The organism is Ralstonia sp. VS2407 (assembly GCF_052950655.1).
On sequence record NZ_JBRFVG010000374.1, the window covers coordinates 1 to 434 of the forward strand.

The window sequence follows — 434 nt, forward strand, 5'->3', positions numbered from 1 at the left end:
GTGTTCCACGACACGTTGCTGTTACCGACGAAGCCTGAGCCATCGGCATTGAGCTGGATCGGTCCTGTGACACTCGTCCCTGTACGGAAGAGGAGCTTGTCAGCTGCAATGAGCAGGTTCGGTAGCGGTACAGGCGTTGCACCGCTCGTTGCTAGCTGACCTACGACGAGTCCAGAGATGGACGCGTTGAGGAACGTGTCGTTGGCGACGCGGATCTGTACAGAGCCGTTGTCGATGTACACGTTCGACCGGCCGGCATCAGACTGCCCGACCATGATGCTGTCACTGAGGATACGGAGCTTCTTCTCTCCGCCTTGGTACAGGCCTAGCTCCGTGTCAGAGATACGAGTGTACGGACCCATACCACTGTCGTCTCCAACAATGATCTCGTTGTAGCGCAGCGCAAGACGTTGGGTCCCATCAGCGATCATGAC

The 434-nt window shown here is 57.4% G+C and carries 1 protein-coding gene; it reads right to left on the reverse strand.

Translation table 11 applies throughout. The features are described 5' to 3' along the window. Positions 1-434: hypothetical protein (locus tag ACU8YE_RS25540; protein ID WP_446930402.1), on the reverse strand; the 434-nt coding region annotated here is incomplete at both ends.